The sequence below is a fragment of the Micromonospora sp. IBSANI012 genome (assembly GCF_052814045.1).
The window spans coordinates 4,597,102-4,617,245 of sequence record NZ_CP199933.1 but is presented as its reverse complement, the minus strand read 5'-3'; the positions used below and the strand labels follow the sequence as shown (position 1 = coordinate 4,617,245).

The 20,144-nt window shown below is 73.7% G+C and carries 20 protein-coding genes; 10 read left to right on the top strand and 10 right to left on the bottom strand.

Annotated features, from left to right (window positions below):
* Positions 1 to 3: 3 nt before the first annotated feature.
* Positions 4 to 765: an SDR family oxidoreductase gene (locus ACTWM8_RS21235; RefSeq protein WP_446210570.1), complete on the bottom strand. Its 762-nt coding sequence runs from the start codon at positions 763 to 765 to the stop codon at positions 4 to 6.
* 157 nt (positions 766 to 922) lie between these two features.
* The gene (locus ACTWM8_RS21230; RefSeq protein WP_446210569.1) at positions 923 to 1,222 is read right to left on the bottom strand and encodes an antibiotic biosynthesis monooxygenase family protein; all 300 of its coding nucleotides are present in this window, start codon (positions 1,220 to 1,222) and stop codon (positions 923 to 925) included.
* A gap of 104 nt (positions 1,223 to 1,326) precedes the next feature.
* Here ACTWM8_RS21230 and pnuC point away from each other — a divergent pair, with 104 nt between their 5' ends.
* The 3 genes from pnuC to ACTWM8_RS21215 all read left to right on the top strand — a co-directional run bounded on the left by pnuC (position 1,327) and on the right by ACTWM8_RS21215 (position 4,538).
* Positions 1,327 to 1,980, top strand: coding sequence for a nicotinamide riboside transporter PnuC (gene pnuC / locus ACTWM8_RS21225; RefSeq protein WP_446210568.1), 654 nt, complete (start codon positions 1,327 to 1,329; stop codon positions 1,978 to 1,980).
* Between the two features lie 56 nt (positions 1,981 to 2,036).
* A complete protein-coding gene (locus tag ACTWM8_RS21220; protein WP_446210567.1) occupies positions 2,037 to 3,170 on the top strand; it encodes an AAA family ATPase in 1,134 nt (377 codons plus the stop codon).
* Positions 3,171 to 3,539: 369 nt separating this feature from the next.
* A complete protein-coding gene (locus ACTWM8_RS21215; protein ID WP_446210566.1) occupies positions 3,540 to 4,538 on the top strand; it encodes a TerC family protein in 999 nt (332 codons plus the stop codon).
* Between the two features lie 63 nt (positions 4,539 to 4,601).
* Here the strand turns inward: ACTWM8_RS21215 and ACTWM8_RS21210 are convergent, their stop codons facing one another.
* Both ACTWM8_RS21210 and ACTWM8_RS21205 read right to left on the bottom strand, forming a co-directional pair.
* Positions 4,602 to 5,516, bottom strand: coding sequence for a C40 family peptidase (locus ACTWM8_RS21210; protein ID WP_446210565.1), 915 nt, complete (start codon positions 5,514 to 5,516; stop codon positions 4,602 to 4,604).
* A 58-nt stretch (positions 5,517 to 5,574) separates the two neighbouring features.
* Positions 5,575 to 6,672 carry a mandelate racemase/muconate lactonizing enzyme family protein gene (locus ACTWM8_RS21205; protein WP_446210564.1) on the bottom strand — a complete coding sequence of 366 codons (1,098 nt, stop codon included), beginning with the start codon at positions 6,670 to 6,672 and terminating at the stop codon, positions 5,575 to 5,577.
* Between the two features lie 44 nt (positions 6,673 to 6,716).
* Here ACTWM8_RS21205 and ACTWM8_RS21200 point away from each other — a divergent pair, with 44 nt between their 5' ends.
* Complete coding sequence (locus ACTWM8_RS21200) at positions 6,717 to 7,514, top strand: tyrosine-protein phosphatase (protein WP_446210563.1); 798 nt, start codon at positions 6,717 to 6,719, stop codon at positions 7,512 to 7,514.
* Between the two features lie 11 nt (positions 7,515 to 7,525).
* Here ACTWM8_RS21200 and ACTWM8_RS21195 read toward each other — a convergent pair whose 3' ends face one another.
* Positions 7,526 to 8,392: a serine hydrolase gene (locus ACTWM8_RS21195; protein ID WP_446210562.1), complete on the bottom strand. Its 867-nt coding sequence runs from the start codon at positions 8,390 to 8,392 to the stop codon at positions 7,526 to 7,528.
* Positions 8,393 to 8,463: 71 nt separating this feature from the next.
* On the opposite strand from ACTWM8_RS21195, the gene ACTWM8_RS21190 reads away from it, so the two are divergent.
* Positions 8,464 to 9,135 carry a class I SAM-dependent methyltransferase gene (locus tag ACTWM8_RS21190; protein WP_446210561.1) on the top strand — a complete coding sequence of 224 codons (672 nt, stop codon included), beginning with the start codon at positions 8,464 to 8,466 and terminating at the stop codon, positions 9,133 to 9,135.
* A gap of 82 nt (positions 9,136 to 9,217) precedes the next feature.
* Here ACTWM8_RS21190 and typA read toward each other — a convergent pair whose 3' ends face one another.
* Positions 9,218 to 11,086, bottom strand: coding sequence for a translational GTPase TypA (gene typA / locus ACTWM8_RS21185; protein ID WP_446210560.1), 1,869 nt, complete (start codon positions 11,084 to 11,086; stop codon positions 9,218 to 9,220).
* Between the two features lie 134 nt (positions 11,087 to 11,220).
* Here typA and ACTWM8_RS21180 point away from each other — a divergent pair, with 134 nt between their 5' ends.
* Positions 11,221 to 12,579 (top strand): DedA family protein, encoded by a 1,359-nt coding sequence (locus tag ACTWM8_RS21180; protein ID WP_446210559.1) that lies wholly within the window; start codon positions 11,221 to 11,223, stop codon positions 12,577 to 12,579.
* Positions 12,580 to 12,668: 89 nt separating this feature from the next.
* Here the strand turns inward: ACTWM8_RS21180 and ACTWM8_RS21175 are convergent, their stop codons facing one another.
* Complete coding sequence (locus tag ACTWM8_RS21175; RefSeq protein WP_446210558.1) at positions 12,669 to 14,795, bottom strand: MMPL family transporter; 2,127 nt, start codon at positions 14,793 to 14,795, stop codon at positions 12,669 to 12,671.
* 174 nt (positions 14,796 to 14,969) lie between these two features.
* On the opposite strand from ACTWM8_RS21175, the gene ACTWM8_RS21170 reads away from it, so the two are divergent.
* Together ACTWM8_RS21170 and ACTWM8_RS21165 are read left to right on the top strand one after the other, a co-directional pair.
* Positions 14,970 to 15,476, top strand: a complete 507-nt coding sequence (locus tag ACTWM8_RS21170) for a MarR family winged helix-turn-helix transcriptional regulator (RefSeq protein ID WP_446214620.1) — start codon at positions 14,970 to 14,972, stop codon at positions 15,474 to 15,476.
* 328 nt (positions 15,477 to 15,804) lie between these two features.
* Positions 15,805 to 16,689, top strand: a complete 885-nt coding sequence (locus ACTWM8_RS21165; protein WP_446210557.1) for a hypothetical protein — start codon at positions 15,805 to 15,807, stop codon at positions 16,687 to 16,689.
* A gap of 89 nt (positions 16,690 to 16,778) precedes the next feature.
* On the opposite strand, the gene ACTWM8_RS21160 is transcribed toward ACTWM8_RS21165, so the two are convergent.
* Positions 16,779 to 16,982 carry a cold-shock protein gene (locus ACTWM8_RS21160; RefSeq protein WP_088961229.1) on the bottom strand — a complete coding sequence of 68 codons (204 nt, stop codon included), beginning with the start codon at positions 16,980 to 16,982 and terminating at the stop codon, positions 16,779 to 16,781.
* Positions 16,983 to 17,137: 155 nt separating this feature from the next.
* On the opposite strand from ACTWM8_RS21160, the gene ACTWM8_RS21155 reads away from it, so the two are divergent.
* Both ACTWM8_RS21155 and ACTWM8_RS21150 read left to right on the top strand, forming a co-directional pair.
* Complete coding sequence (locus ACTWM8_RS21155; RefSeq protein WP_446210556.1) at positions 17,138 to 17,851, top strand: class I SAM-dependent methyltransferase; 714 nt, start codon at positions 17,138 to 17,140, stop codon at positions 17,849 to 17,851.
* A gap of 100 nt (positions 17,852 to 17,951) precedes the next feature.
* Positions 17,952 to 18,575 carry a DedA family protein gene (locus ACTWM8_RS21150; RefSeq protein ID WP_446210555.1) on the top strand — a complete coding sequence of 208 codons (624 nt, stop codon included), beginning with the start codon at positions 17,952 to 17,954 and terminating at the stop codon, positions 18,573 to 18,575.
* Between the two features lie 15 nt (positions 18,576 to 18,590).
* Here ACTWM8_RS21150 and ACTWM8_RS21145 read toward each other — a convergent pair whose 3' ends face one another.
* Positions 18,591 to 19,244 (bottom strand): MBL fold metallo-hydrolase, encoded by a 654-nt coding sequence (locus tag ACTWM8_RS21145; protein WP_446210554.1) that lies wholly within the window; start codon positions 19,242 to 19,244, stop codon positions 18,591 to 18,593.
* A 7-nt stretch (positions 19,245 to 19,251) separates the two neighbouring features.
* Positions 19,252 to 19,968, bottom strand: a complete 717-nt coding sequence (locus tag ACTWM8_RS21140) for a maleylpyruvate isomerase family mycothiol-dependent enzyme (protein ID WP_446210553.1) — start codon at positions 19,966 to 19,968, stop codon at positions 19,252 to 19,254.
* Between the last annotated feature and the right edge of the window lie 176 nt (positions 19,969 to 20,144).

The window sequence follows — 20,144 nt, the reverse complement described above, 5'->3', positions numbered from 1 at the left end:
CGCTCAGCGGTGCCGCTGGAAGCCGCCCTCCGAGTCGATCACCTGTCCGGTGATCCAGTCGGCCTCGGGCGAGCAGAGGAAGCGGACCAGCCGGGCGGCGTCGGCCGGGGTGCCCCACCGCCCGCCGGGGAAGAGCCCGGCCACCGCGGCGTGCACGTCCGGCGGGGCGTAGCCGGTGTCGGTGGGCCCGGGGTTGACGCAGTTGACCGTGATGCCGCGCGGCATCAGCAGCGGGGCGAGCTGGGCGGTCAGGTTCTCCACGCCGGCCTTGCTGGCGGCGTACGCCAGCTCACCGGGCATCGGGCCGAGCCGCTGCCCGCTGGAGAAGAGCACCAGCCGGCCGCCCGAGCCGGCGGTGAACGCGGCGGCGAACGCCTCGGCGAGCAGCAGCGTCGCCCGGACGTTGACCAGCAGGTGCCGGTCGATCTCGGTGGCGTCGAGCGCGCCGAGCGGGGTGTGGGTGGAGTACGCGTGCACGGCCACCACCGCGTCGAGCCGGCCGTGCCGGCGAACCGCCTCGGCGACCAGTGCACCGGGCGCGGTCGGGTCGAGCAGGTCGGCCGGGACGTACCCGGCGGCGGCGCCGAGCTCGGCGAGCAGCGCGGGCACGCCGTCGGGGTCGCCGCCGTAGGGCTGGGCGTCGTCGTAGGCCGGCAGCCCGCTGAGCAGCAACCGGTGCCCGTCGGCGGCGAGCAGCCGGGCCACCGCCGCGCCGATGCCGATCCGGCGGCTCACGCCGGTCACCAGGAAGACCCGATCACTCATGATCGACAGTCAACCCGCCGCGCCCCGGTCGGCGCCAGCGGATTGCCGCCGCGCGGCCACCGGACCCGGCGCCCCCGAACGCGTCGGGGCCGGTGTGCCGCGCGTGCGTCGCACGGTAACCGGGGGGTACGACAACGACGGGCGTGGATCCGCCGGATCAGGCCGGGACGTCGACGAAGTGCTCGACCCGGGGCGGGCCGGCGAAGTGCGGGCCGATCAGCGCCCGCCACTTGTCGAACGCCTCGGTGCCCCGGAAGTTCTGCTCGTGCGCCTCGACCGAGTCCCACTCGACCAGCAGCACGAACCGGGTCGGGGTCTCGATGCCCCGGGTCATCCGGACCGACCGGCAGCCCTCGACGCCCGCGAGGATCCCCTGCGCCTGCGCCTGCGCGTAGGCGGCGGCGAACTCGTCCTCGTGTCCGGGCAGTACGTCGATGAGCGCGACCTCAAGCACCATGACCGAAGCCTCGCATGCCCGCCGGTGGGACCGGCGGGGAGGGGTCTTCTCCGTCGGCCGCCCCGGCCCTAGGGTGATCGCTCGGGCCAGGGGAGGGGCGGATCATGCTGGACTGGTTGACCACGGTGGCGTTCACCGCCGGGGGCGTCGGGACGACCTGGGCGGAGCTGCTCGGCTTCGCCACCGGCGTGCTCAACGTCTGGCTGGTCGCCCGGCAGCACATCGTGAACTGGCCGGTGGGCATCGCCAACGTGCTGCTGCTGATGGTGCTGTTCTGGACCGCCGGCCTGTACGCCGACGCCGGCCTCCAGGTCGTCTACGTGCTGCTCGGTCTCTACGGCTGGTACCACTGGCTCTTCGGCGGCGAGCTGCGCAGCCGGCTCACGGTCAGCCGGACGAGCGGCCGGGAGTGGGCCGGGCTGGCGGTCGCCGGGGTGCTGCTCACCGGCGGGCTGTGGGCGCTGCTGGACCGGGCCACCGACTCCACCGTGCCGCTGGCCGACGCGTTCACCACCGCGCTGTCGCTGCTGGCCACCTATGGGCAGACCCGCAAGCTGGTGGAGAGCTGGTGGCTCTGGATCGTGGCCGACCTGGTCTACATCCCGCTCTACGCGTACAAGGGTCTCTGGCTCACCGGCGCGCTCTACCTGGTCTTCCTGGCGCTCTGCGTACTCGGGTTGCGGGCCTGGCGGGCCGACCTGCGCGCGGCCGGCGCCCCGACCGTGGTGCCGCCCGGTCCGGCTCCGGCGACATTGTGAGCGCGAGGAGTGAGCCGGGTTTGCGAGCCCCGCAGTCGCGAACGGAGAGCGGCGGCGTGAGCGGGTCGCCCGCCGGACCGGCCCGGCTGGAGGGCGACCGCGTGAGCGGGTCGCCCGCCGGACCAGCCCGGCCGGAGTTCCGGCACGGCATGGTGGTCGGCAAGTTCTACCCGCCGCACGCCGGGCACCACGCCCTGATCGAGGCCGCCGCCGCCCGCTGCGCGGCGGTGACCGTGGTGGTGGCGCCGTCGCGCCGGGAGTCCATCCCGCTCGAGCTGCGGCTGGACTGGCTGCGCGAGGCGCACGCGCACACCCCCTGGGTCCGGTTCGTCGGCCGTTACGACGACCACCCGGTGGACTACGCCGACCCGGCGGTCTGGGACGCGCACTGTGCGGTCTTCTCCGCCGCGCTCGGCGGGCGCCCGGTGGACGCGGTGTTCTCCTCCGAGGCGTACGGCGGGGAGCTGGCCCGGCGGTTCGACGCCACGGCGGTCTGCGTGGACCCGGACCGGCGGGTCGTGCCGGTCTCCGGCACGGCGGTGCGGGCGGACCCGGCGGGGCACTGGGACCGGCTGAGCCCGGCGGTGCGGGCCTGGTTCGTCCGGCGGGTGGTGGTGGTCGGGGCGGAGTCCACCGGCACCACCACGATGGCCGCCGCCCTCGCCGCGCACTACGGCACGGCCTGGGTGCCGGAGTACGGCCGGGAGCTGACCGCCCGCAAGTTGGCCCGGCTGCGCGCCGGGCGGCCGGCGGCGACGGTCTTCGACGTCACCTGGGACCGGGACGACTTCGTCGAGGTGGTCCGCGCCCAGCAGGCGGCGGAGGACGCCGCCGCCCGGTCCAGCGGCCCGCTGCTGGTCTGCGACACCGACGCCCGGGCGACCGCGGTGTGGGAGGAGCGGTACCTGGGCTCGGCGTCGGAGCCGGTCCGGGCGGCGGCCCGCCGGCCCGCGCTCTACCTGCTGACCGACCACGTCGGGGTGCCGTTCGAGGACGACGGGCTGCGCGACGGCGCGCACCTGCGGGCCTGGATGACCGAGCGGTTCCGGGCCGAGCTGGCCGGCTGCGGGGTGCCGGTGATCGAGCTCACCGGGCCGCACCCGGAGCGGCTGGCCCGGGCGGTGGCGGCCTGCGACGCCCTGCTGGCCGCCGGCTGGTCGCTCGCCGATCCGCTGCTGCCACCCGGCTGAGCAGCGCGTCCACCACCCGGCCGCGCCGAACCCCGGATGACACCTAGCCTCCTAGGACGGCGTAGGGGATGTGCCACGGATCGTGTCGGAAGGTGATACTGCCGGCAATCCAGGTACCTGGAGATGCGGTGCCCGGCCGGGATGGTGAACAATGGCCGACAAGGAGGGGAGTATTCCCCCGCGACGGAGTCGTCAGCACGGTCGACCGCCGAACCCGGCGGCCCGACCCGGCGCCGTCGGTCATCGCCCCGCCCGCGGGTCGCTGACGGAAGAGACCTCCGACAGTCACCAGAGTCGGCGTCGCCGCCCACCCCCGCCGTCACTCGGCGTACGGTGTGCCCGACGCCGCGTGTCTGCCGGAGGAATGATTTGAACGTGTCCGGATTGGTGTGGGCCGGAACCCTCGTCGTGATGACGGCGGTCCTGCTCGTCGACCTCTTCATCGTCGGTCGACGGCCGCACGAACCCAGCGTCCGCGAGTCGAGCCTGTGGGTCGGCTTCTACGTGGCCCTGGCCCTGATCTTCGGCGGCGGGCTCTGGCTCACCTCCGGCGCGAGCGCGGCCGGCCAGTTCTACACCGGCTGGCTCACCGAGTACAGCCTCTCGGTGGACAACCTCTTCGTCTTCGTGATCATCATGGCCCGGTTCGGGGTGCCCCGGCCGTACCAGCAGAAGGTGCTGCTCATCGGCATCGTGCTGGCTCTGGTCATGCGGGGCGGGTTCATCGCCGCCGGCGCGGCGCTGATCTCCCAGTTCTCCTGGGTCTTCTACATCTTCGGCGCGTTCCTGATCTACACCGCGGTGAACCTCGCCCGGCAGGGCGAGCCCGACGAGGGCGAGTTCAGCGAGAACCTGCTGATCCGGTGGAGCCGCAAGGCGTTGCCGATCTCCAAGGACTACGACGGCGCGAAGCTGACCACGCACCAGGCCGGTCGGCGACTGTTCACCCCGATGCTGATCGTGATGATCGCCATCGGCACCACCGACCTGATCTTCGCGCTGGACTCGATCCCGGCGATCTTCGGCATCACCCAGGAGCCGTACCTGGTCTTCACCGCGAACGTCTTCGCGCTGATGGGGCTGCGGCAGCTCTACTTCCTCCTCGGCGGCCTGCTGGACCGGCTGATCTACCTCAGCTACGGCCTGGCGGTGGTGCTCGGCTTCATCGGCGTCAAGCTGGTGCTGGAGGCCCTGGCCGACAACACCCTGCCGTTCATCAACGGCGGGGAGCACGTCGGGTGGGCCCCGCACATCCCGATCTGGCTCTCCCTGACGGTCATCCTCGGCACCCTCGCCGTGGCCACCGCCGCCAGCCTGGTCAAGTCGTCCCGGGACCGGCGCCGCGAGCTGGCCGACGCCCGGCGCTGAGCCTCACCCGCGTACGCGGAAGAGGGGCACCCCGTTCGCCGGGGTGCCCCTTTCGCGTACGAGTCAGACCCGGCGGACGGCGACCAGGGTGGCGGTCCGGTCGGCGGGGAGCTGCTCCTCCAGCACCCGCCGTTGCCGGTAGCAGGCGTGCAGCATCCGACGGTCGCCGCCGGGCTCGGCGGTGACGATGCCGACGTGGTGGATCGGGCGCCCGGGGCGGGCGAAGAAGTACAGGTCGCCGGGGTGCTCCTCGCCCAGCGGCACCGGCGCGGTGGCCTCGGCCTGGTCGTCGGCGTCGCGGGGCAGGGTCACCCCGAACCGGCGCCAGGCCAGGTGCACCAGGCCGGAGCAGTCGATGCCGTGGCTGGAGACGCCGCCCCAGATGTAGACCACGTCGCGCAGGCGCTCCGCGACGGCCAGCACCTCGCCGGGCTCCGGCCGGCCGGTGGGCAGCGGCACCACGTCCGCCTCGGGGATCCACAGCGGCCCCGGGTGGCCGGGGGCGTGCACCGGACGCCACCCGTCGACCGGGCCGCCGGCCGGGGTCAGTCGGGTGCCGAGGACGACGCCGGGCACCACCACCGGGCCGTCCGGCGCGGCGTGCAGGCCGGTGACGCCGGCGTCGACCACCAGCGGCTCACCGCCGGGGGTGACCGGCTCGTCGGGGGCCAGGTGGGCGGTGGGCAGCCAGCCGGGGTAGCCGCGCGGGTCGAGTTCCGCCGCGGGCTGCTCGACGGCGACCACGCGGGCCCAGCCGTCCGGGCGCAGCTCGGTGACCAGCACCCGCTCGCCGAGCAGCAGCTGGCTCAGCACGCACTCGCCGACCCGCTGGTCGGTGTCCATCCCGGCGACCCAGGCCGGAATGTCGGTGCGCGGGGCGAGGGCGGGGCGGTCGACGGGGCGTACCGCCTCGGGGGTGGCCCAGAGCGTCGCGACGGCGACCCGGACGACGGCCTCGCGGCCCGGTTGCAGCTTCACGTCGACCTCCGGTTCGGGCGGGCGCCTATCCGGACCTTATGAAAAAAACCAACGATCATCAACTGCGGGGCTGCACTTTTGCTTCAGTGACGGAGGAGATGCCCAGCCCGGGCGCGTCCGGCAGCACGACGGTGGCGCCGTCGTACCGGATCCCGCCGCGCACCGGCGACCAGGCCAGCCACCAGGCGGCGTCCAGGTCCGACACGGCCGTGGTGCGGTAGGCGGCAACCAGGCTGGCGGCCGCCCCGATGCCGACCGCGCTCTCCATCATGGAACCGACGATGGTGCCCATGTCGTGGGCGCGGGCCAGGTCGAGCAGGGTGCGGGCGGTGTGCAGGCCGCCGCACTTGGCCAGCTTGACGTTGACCATGTCGGCCGCCCGGCGGCGGATCACCTCGACCAGGTCGCGGACGCCGAAGACCGACTCGTCGGCCAGGATCGGCACCTCCACCCGGTCGCTGACCCAGGCCAGGCCGTCCAGGTCCCACCGGGACACGGGCTGCTCGACCAGCTCGACGTCGAGCCCGGCGTCGACGATGCCCCGGATCACCCGCACCGCCTCGCGCGGGGTCCAGCCCTGGTTGGCGTCCAGCCGGATCCGCATCCCGGGGCCGACCGCCGCCCGCACCGCGCGGACCCGGTCCAGGTCGGTCGCCGCGTCCGTGCCGACCTTGAGCTTGAGCACGTCGAAGCCCTCGCCGCGGCGCTGCTTGGCCGCCGCCGCCAGCTCCACCGCGTCGCCGGCGGCCAGCGTGACGTCCGTCGGGACGCGCAGCGTCGTGCCGCCGAGCAGCCGCGCCAGGGGTACGCCGAGCCGCCGGGCCGCCAGGTCGTGCAGCGCGACGTCGAGCGCCGCCTTGGCCGACTCGTTCCCGGTCACCGCCGTGCGCACCTCGGCGCAGCGGGCCACCAGGTCGTCGGCGTCCCGGCCGGCGACCGCGGGGGCCAGCATGTCGCGTACGCACGCCTCGGCGCCGGCGACCGAGGCGCCCGTCACCTTCCAGACCTGGGGCGCCTCGCCGAAGCCGGACCGCCCGTCGGAGTCGATCACCTCGACCACCAGGGTGTCCACGGTGGTGGTGCGGCGCAGCGCGGTGACGAACGGGGTGTGCAGGGGTGCGGATAGCCGGTGGGTGCGTACCGCGGCGATCGTCATGTGCGGCACCCTATACGGAGACGGGCAGCGCAGGGGGAGGCCGAATGGGCAGGCGGGACTGGGAGCTGGTGGGCGCGCCGAACGCGCGTGATCTGGGCGGGCTGCCCACCGCCGACGGGCGCCGGGTACGCGCCGGACGGCTGATCCGCACCCCGGCGCTGGGCCGGCTCACCGACGCCGACCTGCCGGTGCTGGGCAAGCTCGCCCCGGCCTGCGTGGTGGACCTGCGGGACGCCTCCGAGATGGTGGTCGCCCCGGCGGACCGGCTGGTGGGGGAGCCCCGGGTGGTGCACCTGCCGGTCCTCGACCCGGCGCACCCGGTCTTCACGTACGTCTCGGCACTGCTGCTCGGCCACGACCTGGAGGCGTACGACGAGCTGGCCCGGGAGGGCACCCCGGCGGCGATGGCGGCGATCTACCGCTGGTTCGTCACCGGGGAGGCGGCCCGGGCGGGGTTCGGCACGGCGCTGCGGCTGGCGGCGGAGGCGGACAACCTGCCGCTGCTCTTCCACTGCTCGGCCGGCAAGGACCGCACCGGCTGGCTGGCGGTGCTGCTGCTCACCGCGTTGGACGTGGACCCCGCGGCGATCCGCGCCGACTACCTGTGCCACAACGAGCTGACCGTGAGCCTGCGCGAGGTGCTGCTGGAGGCGATGGTGGGCCGGCAACCGGCGCTGGACCCGGAGACGGTGCGCCCGGTGCTGGAGGTGCGCCCGGAGTACCTGGACGCCGCCTACGACGAGGTGCGCCGGGTGCACGGCTCGTTCGACGCGTACCTGCGCGACGGGCTGGGCGTCACCGACGAGGTGCGCGACGCGCTGCGGGACAACCTGCTGGAGTGACGCGCCCGGGGTCAGCCGGCCAGGTCGTGCCGGGCCGCCCAGACCGTTGCCGAGATCTCCGCGATCAGCCGGCAGGCGTCGTCCTCGACCTCCTCGCCGGTCGCGCCGCCGTCGGCGAGGTCGGTGGTGGTGCAGACCACGATCACGTACGGCGGGGCGTCGTCCGGCAGGACCACGCCGGCGCCGTGCCGGACTCCCCGTACCCAGCCGTTCTTGTGCGCGATCCGGGTGCCCTCGGGCAGCCCGGCGGCCAGGTCCTCGCGGTGTTCCTGGGCCAGCAGCACGTCCGTCATCGCCGTGCAGGCGGCCGGGGAGGCCAGCGGCCCCGGGCGGGCGGCCCCGGTGACCAGCCCGCCGAGCAGCGCCGCGAGGTCGGCGGCGGTGACCAGGTTGGTGATGCCCGCGTCCCGGGCGGCGAAGTCCTCGATGCCCCGGCCGGTGACGCTGTGCCGGGCCCCGGCCAGCGCCCAGGCGCGTGCCACCGCCGGCAGGCCCACCCGGCCGAGCACGATGTTCGTGGCCAGGTTGCTGGACCGGGTGATCATCCGGTCGGCGAGCCAGCGCAGCGGGGCGCTCCCGCCCACCCGCGCCCACACCGCGTCGTCGTTGTCGTAGTGCTGGGCGCAGGCGAAACGCGGCGTGCCCGGCTGCGCCGAGTCGAACCCGTTGACCACCGGGATCGGCGCGTCCAGGTCCAGCTCGCCCGCCTCGGCGGCCCGGTGCAGCGCGAGCAGCACCGCCACCTTCATCGTGCTGGCCGCGTAGTGGGTGGCGTCGGGCCGGCGGGTCCAGGTCGGTGCCGCGCCCAGCCGCCCCACGTACGCCGAGACGCTGCCGGGCACCCGCTCCAGCCGCGCGTCGAGATCATCCCAGACCATGCCGGTGACCGTAGCCGATCATCCCCGGCGCGGGACAGCGCGACCCCGGTCCGGGCGCCTACCGTGCCGACATGACGGTTGCCGCGTACGACGCCCACGCCGACTGGTACGAACAGTTCGCCTCCGACACCGCCGCCGACTACATGACCCGGGTCCGCCGGCAGCTCGCCGAGCTGCTCGGTCCCGGCCCGGGCCGCTGCCTCGACCTGTGCTGCGGCACCGGCGCGCAGGCCGCCGAGCTGCGCCGGCTGGGCTGGGAGCCGGTCGGCGTCGACCTCTCCGGCGGGCAGCTCCGGCACGCCCTCGCCCGGCTGCCGGTGGCCCGGGGCGACGCCGCCGCGCTGCCGGTCGCCGACTCGGCGCTGCCGGCGGTGGCCTGCGTGCTCGCCCACACCGACGTGCCCGACTACCCGGCGGTGATCGCCGAGGCGGCCCGGGTGCTGGCGCCCGGCGGGCGCTTCGTCCACGTCGGCGTGCACCCGTGCTTCATCGGCCCGTTCGCCGACCGGTCCGACCCCGGGCGGATCGTCGTCGACGGCGGCTACGCCGAGCGGGAACGCAGCTTCCGGGTCTGGTCGACGCACGGGGTGCGGGCCCGGGTCGGCGCCTGGCACGTACCCCTGGCCGACCTGCTCAACGCGGTCACCGCCGCCGGCCTCACGCTGACCCGGACCACCGAGTCCGGGTCCGGCCCGGTGCCGGACCTCTTCGCCCTGCTCGCCGTCAAACCGGTCCGGTCGTGACCGACGGCCGGTGAGGAGCGGGAACGGGCGGAGCCCGGACCGCAGAGGCGGTCCGGGCTCCGGTGGTGTGCCGGGCGGTGGGTCAGCCGGCGTGCTTGCGACGGGCGGCGGCCCGGCCGCGCGCCGTCTGGTCCAGCACCACCTTGCGGATCCGGACCGCGCTCGGAGTGACCTCGACGCACTCGTCCTCGCGGCAGAACTCCAGCGCCTGCTCCAGGGAGAGCTTGCGCGGCGGGATCAGCTTCTCGGTCTCGTCGGAGGTCGACGCCCGCATGTTGGTGAGCTTCTTCTCCTTGGTGATGTTGACGTCCATGTCGTCGGAGCGGGAGTTCTCCCCGACGATCATGCCCTCGTACACCTCGGTGGTCGGCTCGACGAAGAGCTGTCCGCGCTCCTGAAGGTTGATCATGGCGAACGAGGTGACGGCGCCGGCCCGGTCCGCGACCAGCGAACCGTTCTGCCGGGTCCGCAGCTCGCCGAACCACGGCTCGTACGACTCGAACACGTGGTGCAGGATGCCGGTGCCCCGGGTGTCGGTGAGGAACTCGGTGCGGAAGCCGATCAGGCCGCGCGCCGGGACCAGCCACTCCATCCGGATCCAGCCGGTGCCGTGGTTGACCAGCTGCTCCATCCGACCCTTACGGGTGGCCAGCAGCTGGGTGATCGCACCCAGGTACTCCTCCGGGGCGTCGATGGTCAGCCGCTCGACCGGCTCGCAGATTTTGCCGTCGATCTCCTTGGTGACGACCTGCGGCTTGCCGACGGTCAGCTCGTAGTTCTCCCGGCGCATCTGCTCCACCAGGATGGCCAGCGCCAGCTCACCACGGCCCTGCACCTCCCAGGCGTCCGGCCGCTCGGTCGGCAGCACCCGCAGCGAGACGTTGCCGACCAGCTCCTTGTCGAGCCGGTCCTTGACCATCCGGGCGGTGACCTTGGCGCCCTTGACCCGGCCGACCAGCGGCGAGGTGTTGGTGCCGATGGTCATCGAGATGGCCGGCTCGTCGACGGTGATCAGCGGCAGCGGGGTCGGGTTCTCCGCGTCGGCCAGGGTCTCACCGATCATGATCTCCGGGATGCCGGCGACCGCGATGATGTCGCCCGGGCCGGCCGAGTCGGCCGGCTTGCGCTCCAGGCCCTCGGTCATCAGGAGCTCCGAGATGCGCACCCGCTGGGTGCTGCCGTCGGTGCGGCACCAGGAGACCGACTCGCCCTTGCGGATGGTGCCCTGCCGGACGCGGCACAGCGCCAGCCGGCCGAGGAACGGAGAGGCGTCGAGGTTGGTGACGTGCGCCTGCAGCGGCGCACCCTCCTCGTACGCGGGCGCCGGGATGGTGTCCAGCAGGGTGCGGAACAGCGGCTCCAGGGAGCTGCTGTCGTCCGGCACCGAGCCGTCGGCCGGCTGGGTCAGCGAGGCGATGCCGTCGCGGGCGCAGGCGTAGACGATCGGGAAGTCGATCTGCTCCTCGTCGGCGTCCAGGTCCAGGAAGAGCTCGTAGGTGTCGTCCACGACCTCCTTGATCCGGGCGTCCGGGCGGTCCACCTTGTTGATCACCAGGATGATCGGCATGCGGGCCTTGAGCGCCTTGCGGAGCACGAACCGGGTCTGCGGCAGCGGGCCCTCGCTGGCGTCGACCAGCAGGACGACCCCGTCGACCATGGTGAGGCCGCGCTCCACCTCGCCGCCGAAGTCGGCGTGGCCGGGGGTGTCGATGATGTTGATGGTGACCGCGTCGGAGCCGTCCGCCGGCATGTACCGCACGCCGGTGTTCTTGGCGAGGATGGTGATGCCCTTTTCCCGTTCGAGGTCCATCGAGTCCATGACCCGCTCGGTTACCTCGCCGCGGGCGCCGTAGGCGCCGGCCTGCCGCAACATGGCGTCGACCAAGGTCGTCTTGCCGTGGTCGACGTGGGCGATGATGGCGACGTTGCGGAGGTCGGTGCGAAGCTGCATACCCTCCATACTCCTGTCTACGGTTGCCGGGGCACGTGTCGGGGTCACCCCCAGATAGCCCGGATCTGTGCCGGAACTGCTGTTCCGACCGTTCGCGCGGCTGGCATGCTGGCCCCCGTGTTCATGGGGACCGGATGCATGACCTGCTGACCTCGCTGCAGGGCCTGCCGTCCCTGCTGATCTATGTGATCGCCGCGACAATCGTCGCGGGGGAGACCGCGGTGATCTTCGGTCTGCTGGTGCCGGGCGAGGCGACCCTGTTGCTGGTCGGCTTCTTAGCCTACGCGGGGACGCTTCAGCTTGTTCCCGCGCTGCTCGTCATGACAGGTGCGGCGGTGATGGGAGACACACTCGCGTTCCGGTCCGGCCGCCGGTACGGCCCCCGGCTGCGCGCCAGCGGGCTGGGCACCCGGGTGGGACCCGAGCGGTGGGCCCGGGCCGACGCGCTGCTGGGCCGGCTGGGCGGGCGGGGGGTGTTCGCGGCCCGGTGGATCGCCTTCGCCCGGACCCTGGTGCCCCGGCTGGCCGGCGCGGCCGGCCTGCCGTACCGGCGGTTCGCGCCGTGGAACCTGGCCGGGGTGACGACCTGGGTGGGCGGCTCCGTGCTGCTCGGCTACCTGGCCGGTGAGTCGTACGAGACGGTCTCCCGGCTGCTGGGCCGGGCCACCGGGGTGGTGCTGGTGCTGCTGGCCGTGCTGGCCGCGATCGTGCTGGCCGGGCGGTGGCTGGGACGCCATCCCGACCCGGCGCGGGCGCTGCTGACCCGGGCCGCCGCCCTGCCGCCTGTGCGCTGGGTCACCGGCCGCTACGGCATCCTCTTCTTCCTGGTCGCCATGCACCTCGGGCCGGGCTGGGCGCTGCTGCTCAACCTCGGCGGCGGCCTGCTGCTGCTGTCGGCGGCCGGGTTTGGCGTCGCCTGGCTGCTGGAGGCGGTGGTGCGCTTCAGCGGGCTGGCCGTGGTCGACGGCGCGATCGCGGACTGGTTCGCGCACCGCCGTACCCCGGGCGCGGTGCAGGCCGCCCTGACCACGGTCTCGGTGCTGCGGGGGTCGATCCTGATCGTGCTGGTGGCGGTGGTGGCCGGGGTGCTCGCCTGGCGGCACCGGCCCTGGCGGGCGGACCTGCTCAGCGTCTTCGGCACGGTGGGAGCCTTCCTGCCGCTGGTGGTGCTGGCGGTGGTCGCCGACGCCACTCCGTCGGCCCGGGCGGCTGTCATGTTCCCGACGCAGAACGCGGTGGTCGCCGCGAGCCTCTGCACGCTCGCCTGGCTGGTCTCCCGCGACGCCCGCTGGCCGGTGGCGGTGGCCGCCTGGACGGCGGCGGCGGCCGGCATCGCCGTGCTCGGCGGGGCCCGTCTCTACCTGGGCTGGAGCACGGCCAGCGGGACCGTCACCTCGGTGCTGCTCGGGGTGGCCTGGACGGCGGTGTTCGTGGTCGCCTGGGCCACCCGGGACCGGGCGGTACGCGCCACCGGCACCCCACCGCCCCGATAGCCCCGCCCCCGCTCCCGCCGGCTCGACACCGCGTCACGTCAGTGCCGCGCGGGGCCGGGACGCGACGCGCGCCCCGGCCCCGGAAACGGTCAGTGCCGTGCGGCGACGGGCTCCGGCTCCACCGGCGCGTCGGGCGCGGGATCGCGGTGGATGCGGCCCGGCGCCCAGAACCGGTCGCCCAGCAGGAAGGCCAGCGCCGGGACGAGGACCGTGCGCACCAGCAGGGTGTCGAGCAGCACACCGATGCAGACGATGATCCCGACCTGGGTCAGGGTGATCAGCGGCAGGACGCCGAGGACGGCGAAGACCGCGGCGAGCAGGATGCCGGCGCTGGTGATGACCCCGCCGGTGACCCGGAGCGCGGAGAGCATGCCGTCCCGGGTGCCCGCGCTGCGGGCGTCCTCCCGGGCCCTGGTGACCAGGAAGATGTTGTAGTCCACGCCGAGCGCCACCAGGAACACGAACGCGATCAGCAGGACGCCGCTGTCCAGCGCCGGGAACCCGAGGACGTGGTCGAAGAGCAGCCACGCCGCGCCGAGGCTGGCGAAGAACGACGCGATGACGGTGAGCACCAGCAGCACCGGGGCGACCAGGCCCCGCAGCAGCAGCACCAGCACGGCGCCGACGAGCAGCAGGATGATCGGCAGGATCAGCCGCAGGTCCTTCCCGTCGGCCTCGGTCGAGTCGTAGGTGGCCGCCACCGGGCCGCCGACCACCGCCCCGGAGAACCCGTCCGCGCCGTCGACCGCGGGCGGGGCGGAGCCGGGGACCGCGGCGACCGCGTCCCGCAGCGCCTCGATCGCCCGGTCGGAGGCGGTGGTGCCGGGCTCGGCCGCCAGTACGACGTCGACCTGGGCGATGCCGGCGCCCGCCTCGCCGGGCCGCGCGGAGGCGACGCCGGGGACGGCCGCCGCGGCGGCCGTGACGGCCGGTGCGGCCGCGGGGGTGGTGAGTACGGCAACCGGCTGGGTGGTTCCGGCCGGGAACGCCTTCGCCAGCGTCTCGGCGCCGGCGACGGCCTCGGGCTTCACCCGGAACTGCTCGGTCTCGGACAGGCCGGTGCGGATGCCGAGCCCGCCGAGCGCCAGGCCGGCGAGCAGCAGCGTGGCGAGGACGGCGACCGGTGCCGGCCGACGGACGACGGCGGCGCCGAGCCGGCTCCACAGCCGGCCCTCCCGCACCGCGCTGCCGGCCCGGGGGACGAACGGCCAGAACAGCCCCCGGCCGAAGATCACCAGCGCGGCGGGGAGGACGAAGAGCGCGGAGAGCATGGCGAAGACCACACCGGTGGCGCAGGCCACCGCGAGGGCCCGGTTGAGCTCCTGCTCGGACAGCAGCAGGGTGAGCACGCCCAGGACCACGGTGATGCCGCTGGCCAGGATCGGCTCGGCGGTGCGGCGCAGGGCGGCCCGCATGGCGACGAAGCGGTCCTCCTCGCGGCGCAGCTCCTCCCGGTAGCGCGCGATGATCAGCAGCGCGTAGTCGGTGGCGGCGCCGAAGACCAGCACGCTGGCGATGCCGGTGACGGCGCCGCCGGGCAGGTTGATGCCGACCGCCGGGACGATCGTGTCGAGGGCGCGCAGGGTGAGCTGCTCGGTCGCCGCGACGACGACCAGCGGCACGATCCACAGGAACGGGCTGCGGTAGGTGATCAGCAGCAGCAGCGCGACCACGGCGGCGGTGACCAGGAGCAGCGTGGTGTCGGCGCCCTCGAAGACCTTGGTGAGGTCGGCGGTGAAGGCCGGCCCGCCGGTCACCTGCACGGCGAGCCCGTCGGGCAGGCCGTCCAGGGCGGCGCGGAGCTGGTCCACCGTCAGCCCGACCTGCTCCTGACCACCGGCGGTGGACAGCGGTACGGCGACCAGCGCCACCGTGCCGTCCGGGGCGACCTGCGGCGGGCTGATCCGACCGCCGACGGCCAACCGGGCCAGTTCGCCCGAGCGTGCGGTCAGCGCGGCGCGGTCGGCCTCGGTGAGTGCCCCGCCGTCGGCGCGGCTGAGCACCACGATCGCCGGCTGGGTGTCGCTGGAGGGCAGTTGGTCCTGGAGGCGCTCGACCTGGGTCGACTGCCACCCGACCGACAGGCCGGTGGTGGAGACCGGGTCGGGATTGGCGGGCTTCGGCAGCCCGAAGACCGCCGCGCCGACGACGAGCGCGGCTACCACGGTGAGCCAGGCGGCCAGCCGGCCGCGGGCGACGCGGGTGAACACAGACATCGGATGCCCTCACGGTCCCTCGACTTGAAATCTCGACTGTCAAGAGTCTTGTCGAGCGAGAGCATTAGTGCAAGTCGTCGAGTATCTTGGCAAACGAGATTGTCGAGGGCTGCTCTATGCTGCACCCGGGCGGCGGTCCGACAGGGGGAACGACCAGACGTGGCAGCGCACGACATGTATCGACGGCGGGACGACCGACGCAGTCAGCTGGTCGCCGACATCACCAACGACCTGCGGCGGTACTCGGTGGACGCGCAGCACATCGGGCACGCGTTCGCCGGCCTGCACGGGCTCAACCCCACCGACCTGCACGCGCTGATCGCCGTCATGGACGCGGAACTGACCGGCGACCCGATCACCCCCGGGCGGCTGGGGGAGCAGCTCAACCTCTCCTCGGGCTCGGTGACCGCACTGATCGACCGGTTGGAGCGGGCCGGGCACATCCGCCGCGACCGGGACACGGCCGATCGGCGCAAGGTCTTCCTGCACTACGCCGACCAGGGCGCCGCGCTGGCGATGAGTTTCTTCGGCCCGCTCGGCCGGCGCACCGACGAGGTGATGGCCCGCTTCAGTGACGAGGAGCTGGAGGTCGTGCACCGTTTCATGGCGACGATGGTCGCTTCGATGCGGGCGCACCGGGACGCCGTCCGGGCCGAGTCGGCGCGCCGCCCGACGAGCTGACCCCGGCGCCCGGGCGAGGCCTTTCCGGCCAAGGCTTCCGCGCACCCGCGGTCCGGCGTGCCGGTCACTCTCCGTTGTGGACGTCAGTCCATGCTGGGTGGCGGCGCGGGTGGCACGGCGTGCTACGGCTGGCCGTCTCAGCCGGCTCACAGCTTCGTCCCATCTGAAGAGAGGCCGTTTGAGCTGGGCGTTTGTCCGTTCGTCCGGTTATCGTTCAGCCAACGCCCGACGAAGTGCCGCTCCTGGTCGGGCTCGCTCCCGCATCCGTATACCGCCACGCGGTGTCACTGTCGTTGCCCGGCCCCTGACCCTACGGAAGGGGGATCCCATGACAACGGCTCCGGCCAATCTGCTGGCCGCCCGCCGCCTGTTGCTCGACAACCTCAACATCGACCCCGACACGGTTCGCGACGACGACCTCGAACCCGGTGAGGTCGGCATCGTCGGCGATCCCGCCCATCGCGGCGGCTACCACTGCGGCTCCGACCGGGTGGTGACCAACGACTACTCGGTGGTGGAGTCCACCCGGGACTCGACCGGGCTCACCCTGTACGCCTCCGCGCTGGACGTCGGCATCTTCGAGGTCCGCTCCGGCGGCCGGACGCACAACCTGCACACGTTCTCCACCTGGTGCGTCGCCCAGTGCGTGGCGAACACGCCGGACAGCCGCGACCTGCGCGAGATCATCTACTCACCGGACGGGAACGTCGTCCGCCGGTGGGACCGGCTGGGCAGGCGCAGCAGCGGCGACGACTCGCACCTGTACCACACCCACTTCAGCTACTTCCGCGACTCCACGAAGGCGAACCGGGACCAGCGACCGCTGTTCCGGCGCTATCTCACGACCATCGGACTCCTGAAGGACGAGGACATGACCCCCGAAGAGCACAACTGGCTGCAGACCGTCCACCGCAACCTGACCGTCCTGGACGGACGTAACCCGGTCGGCCAGATCTACACCCGGATGGCGCTGGGCGAGGACCACACGGACCCCGCGTTCGTCGTCCAGCACCCGACCCTGAAGTCGCTCGGCGCGCAACTGACCGCGCTGCAGACGGCGCTGACCGCGCTCGCGAACAAGGACTTCACCGACGAGGCGGCGATCGTCCAGGGTGTCCTGGCCGGCCTCACGCCGGAGAAGATCGCCGCGGCGATCCCGCCGACCATCGCCAAGCAGGTCGCCGACGAACTCGCCCGCCGCCTGGTCGCTTGAGCAGGCCGGACACCGGCCGGCCGCGGTCGGACCGGTCCGGGCACGCGCAGTGGCGGCGGCCGACCCCGACCGCCGCCACCGGCACGGAACTAGAGCGGACGGACGTTGTCCGCCTGCGGACCCTTCTGCCCCTGGGTCACCTCGAACTCGACCTTCTGGCCCTCGTTCAGTTCGCGGTAGCCGCTGGAGGCGATGGCCGAGTAGTGGACGAAGACGTCCGGACCTCCGCCGTCCTGCTCGATGAAGCCGAAGCCCTTTTCCGAGTTGAACCACTTGACCGTGCCGGTTGCCATGCATCTCTCCCTGTTCAAGACGGGTGAGCACCCGCGTGTCGACGGATGATCGCCCTGTATCCCCCCGAGGGTAACCGGCGGAACGGTCGTTCGCTGGCTGAAGTGCCGCAAGGCGGCAAACGGAAAAATCGCGAGTCGGGCGCGAAAGCCGCGCGATGCCCGGTCGGCTCCGGCATGCTCGACCGGTGGGCGGACCCAGCACGGCGGCGTTGAGCGTCCTGACGCGCGAAATCGGCGCGCCGGGCGACGGGCTGGACCGGCTGCGGCTGGTGCCCACGCCGTTCGTGCCGGAGGTGTGGCTGTACCTCGCCGAGGACGCCATCGTCTGGTGGGCCCGGATGGAGGCGGCGGCCGGCCGTACCCTCCCGCCGCCGTACTGGGCATCGGCCTGGCCCGGCGGGCAGGGCCTCGCCCGGTACCTGCTCGACCACCCCGAACTGGCCGCCGGACGTCGGGTGCTCGACCTGGCCGCCGGCTCCGGTCTGGTGGCCATCGCCGCCGCGCTGGCCGGCGCGTCCGAGGTCGTCGCCAACGACGTCGACCCGTGGGCGGTGGCGGCGGTGACGGTCAACGCCCGGGCCAACGGGGTGGCGGTCACGGCCACCGAGGGCGACCTGCTCGACGGCGACGGTACCGGGGTGGACCTGCTGCTCGCCGGCGACGTGCTCTACGACGCGGGTCTGGCCGGGCGGGTGCTGCCGTTCCTGCGCCGGGCCGCCGCCGCCGGGGCGGTGGTGCTGGTCGGCGACCCCGACCGGGGGCACCTGCCGACCGAGGCCCTGGAGGTCGTGGCCAGTTATCCGGTGCCCACCACCGAGCCGTTCGTTGACTCGTCGGTACGCCGGGTGCAGGTGCTCCGGCCGCGCTGACCCGACGGCCGGCTCAGGGGTCACCCCGAGCCGGGGTTCAGGGCGGGGTGGGGGACCGAACCCGATGTGCCGGCCGCCCGCGGCCCATAGCGTCATGGCCATGCTGGATACGTTGGCCCAGGTCGGGGAGCTGCCCACCACCCTGCTGATGGGGGCGCTGGGGCTGGTCATGCTCGCCGACGCCGTACCGCTGCTCGGGGTGCTGGTCCCCGGCGACGTCGCGGTTCTCGCGGCGGTGGGGGTGGGCCGGCCGGCGACCGGCGTGGCCACCGTCGCCGCGGTGGTGGCGGGCTGCGTCGCCGGCTGGTCGCTGAGCTTCCTCGCCGGCCGGGTGTACGGCGAGCGGCTGCGGCACAGCCGGGTCGGCGGCTGGATCGGCGAGGCCCGCTGGGCCGCGGCCGAGGGGATCCTGCGCTCCGGCGGCGGGCGGATGGTGCTCATCGCGCCCTTCCTGCCGGTGTTCAACGCGCTGCTGCCGCTGGCCGCGGGCGGGCTGCGGATGTCGTACCGGAGGTTCGTGTCCTGCGCGACGGCGGGCGCCGCGCTCTGGGCCGGCCTCTACCTGGCGCTGGGCACCGCGTCCCGGTCGCTGGCGGGGCTGCTGCCGGGGGAGAGCAGCCCGATGCTGGTCACCATGGCGGTCGGCCTGGCGCTGGCCGGCGTGGTGCTGCTGGGCACCCGGCGCCGGCTGCGCGCCCTGACCGGCGCCGGCCAGCCGACCTGACCGACGCCGGACGCCTCACCAGCCGCGGGCCCGCCACTGCGGAAGCGACGGGCGCTCCGCCCCGAGCGTGCTGTCCTTGCCGTGCCCCGGGTAGAACCAGGTCTCGTCCGGCAGCCGGTCGAAAAGCTTCTGTCCCACGTCGTCGATGAGCTGGCCGAAGCGCTCCGGGTCCTGGTCGGTGTTGCCGACCCCGCCCGGGAAGAGGCTGTCCCCGGTGAACAGGTGCGGGGTGCCGGCCGGGTCGCGGTAGAGCAGGGCGATGGAGCCCGGCGTGTGCCCCCGGACGTGAATCACCTCCAGGGCGCAGTCGCCGACCGGCACGGTGTCGCCGTCGGCGAGTCGCTCCGCCTCGATCGGCAGACCCTCGGCGTCGTCGGCGTGCACCAGGGCGCGGGCGCCGGTCTTCGCGACGACCTCCTCCAGCGCGACCCAGTGGTCCATGTGCCGGTGCGTGGTGACCACCGCGGCCAACCCGCCGTCGCCGACCAGGTCGAGCAGCCGCGGGGCCTCGTTCGCCGCGTCGACGAGCACCTGCTCGCCCGTGCCCTTGCAGCGCAGCAGGTACGCGTTGTTGTCCATCGGGCCCACCGACAGCTTCGTGACGGTGAGCCGGTCCAGCTCCCGGACGGCGGGCGGGCCGCCGGCGGTGACGTCTCCGGTGTAGCTCATGACGTGTCTATATCCATTCCGGTGGAGTCGGCAGGGGTCCGTCGGGGGTGACGGTCAGCGCCTCGCCGCGGCTGCGCCCGATCAACCAGGCGGCCAGCTCGGCGACCGGGCCGCTGACCAGCGGCGCGCCCTCACGTTCACCGACGACCAGCTCGTGTCGGCTGCCGTCGAAGCGCAGCACCATCGCCGGGACGTCGGTGCGGGCGGCCAGACCTCCGCCCACCTCGTGCAGCAGGTGGTGGGCGAAGGCCGCCGGCCAGTCGGCCGCCCGGTAGCTCACGTCGAGGTCCACGTGGTGCACCTCGATCTCGCGCAGCCGCCCCCAGACCAGCATCGCGGCCTTCCACGGGCCACGCCGGGTCTGCACCGTGGCCGACCACGCCTCGACGGGCATGGCCGCGACCGCCTCGGCGAACCGCTCGGCGGAGTGGCGCAGGTCGTCCAGGTGGGCCGCCGGCGGCCGGGACGCGCCGGCCTCGATGTCGGCGGCGCGGGCCTCCGGGCTGGCGTACATCGGGATGGGCTCGCCGGTACGGGCGGCGGTCAGCAGGTTGACGAAGCCGTCGGCGTTGCGGGCGAGGTGCGCCAGGACGTGCCCGCGGGTCCAGCCGGGCAGCAGCGAGGGCGCCGCGACGTCCGCGTCGTCGAGAGCGGCCGCGGCGCGCAGGAGCCGGGCCGTGGCGTCGTCCACCTCACCGGTCAGCAGAAGCGGATCAGTGGTCACGCACCGACCCTAGCGGTACCGGGCCGGCCCGTCGCCGGGGAAATCGCTTTCGGCGCGTCGCCGCGGCACCTACCGTCGGCATCGAACGCGGCACCCGGACATCGGATGGAGGTGGTGGCCATGCCGGTAGCAGCACGCGTGCACCACCACGACCAGTTCCGACTCCGATGAGGATG